Annotated in this window: 2 protein-coding genes; both read left to right on the top strand. The window is 62.2% G+C overall.

Annotated elements, in window-relative coordinates:
* A partial coding sequence (locus FJ980_RS31130) for an extracellular solute-binding protein (RefSeq protein ID WP_140547378.1) occupies nucleotides 1-916 on the top strand: 916 nt, incomplete at its 5' end.
* A 7-nt stretch (nucleotides 917-923) separates the two neighbouring features.
* Nucleotides 924-1,560: Gfo/Idh/MocA family oxidoreductase (locus tag FJ980_RS31125; RefSeq protein ID WP_140547377.1), on the top strand; the 637-nt coding region annotated here is incomplete at its 3' end.

Genomic DNA, 1,560 nt, shown 5'->3' with positions numbered 1-1,560 from the left:
CGTCGATATCGACATGGTGCTGACCGGGTCCGACGGTCTGGCGGCAGGCCTAGCCAACGGCACGTGGATCAAGATTCTGCCGGATTTCAACGACAAGTTCCCCAAAATCGAGGACAATTACGAACCCGCCGCACTGGCCCTGCACAAGAAGCAGGGCGCGGGATATGGCGTTGTCGTCAACTACTATCCTTCCGGCCCGCTGATCGAATACGCGCCTGAGCGGGTGAAGGAGGTTCCCGGCTCGGTCGAGGAGCTGCTAGCCTGGGCCAAGGCCAATCCGGGCCGCTTCATATATGCGCGGCCCACCAATTCCGGCCCTGGCCGTACATTCATGATGGGTCTCCCCTACCTGCTCGGCGACAAGGATCCGCAGGATCCCGTCGACGGCTGGGAGAAGACCTGGGCCTATCTGAAGGCGCTGGATGAAGGAATCGATTACTATCCCTCCGGCACCACGGTGACGATGAAGGAGCTGGCCGAGGGCACCCGCGACATGATCGTTTCCACCTTCGGCTGGGACATCAACCCGCGTGTGTTGGGCATCGTGCCGAAGGAGATCGAGACGTTTGCGCTCGAAGGCACGCATTGGGTGCCCGATACGCAGTTCATGTGCATTCCCAAGGGCGTCGCGGAGGAAAAGGTCGCGGTTCTGGTCAAGCTCATGGCCTTCATGCTCGAACCCGCGCAGCAGGCCTATACCTACGACAAGGGCTATTTCTATCCCGGTCCGGCGGTCAAGGGGGTACCACTCAGCGCCGCGCCGCAGGAAAGCCAGGACGCCATCGCAGAGTTCGGCCGCCCACAATATGAAGAGCTGATCAGGAAGTTCCCGGTCGAAGCGCCGTTAAAGCCGGAAGCACTGGTCGCCGCCTTCGAGAAATGGGACCGCGAGGTCGGTGCCAACAAGATGAAATAGCGGACCAATGCGATTTGCCGTGATCGGCATCGATCATCGTCACGTCTATGACCTGATCGGTGGGCTTCTGGATGCCGGCGCCGAGTGCGCCGGCTACGATCCCGCGACGACCGATCCCAAGGTTGCCGCCGGCATCGCCGAGCGTTTTCCACGGATCGCGCCGGTCGAACGACGGCGCCTGATCGAGGATCCCGCCATCGACCTCGTCGTTACCGCGGCTGTCCCCTCCGACCGGGCCGCCATTGCCGTCGAGGCCATGTGGCATGGCAAGGACGTGCTTGCGGACAAGCCCGGCCTGACCACGTTCGAGCAGCTTGCCGCCGTGCGGCAGACCGTGCGTGAGACGGGACGCATCTTTTCGATCTGCTTTTCGGAGCGCCTCCTGACCCGAGCCTCGACGCTGGCGACGCAACTGGCGATGGACGGCGCCATCGGCGAGGTCATCCATGTGACGGGCCTGGGGCCGCACCGGCTCAACCGTGCGCTACGCCCGGCGTGGTTTTTCGATCCCGTGAATTACGGCGGCATCCTGGTCGATATCGCCTCGCACCAAATTGATCAGTTCCTGTTCTATACTGGCTGCGCCGACGCGAATGTCGTTTCAAGTGCGGTCGGCCATTTTGGCGCTCCTGACATTCCAGCAT

It is taken from the genome of Mesorhizobium sp. B1-1-5 (genome assembly GCF_006443065.1).
Taxonomy (GTDB): domain Bacteria; phylum Pseudomonadota; class Alphaproteobacteria; order Rhizobiales; family Rhizobiaceae; genus Mesorhizobium.
Note: the sequence above shows the minus strand (reverse complement) of the source record. Positions and strands in the feature narration are given on the sequence as shown.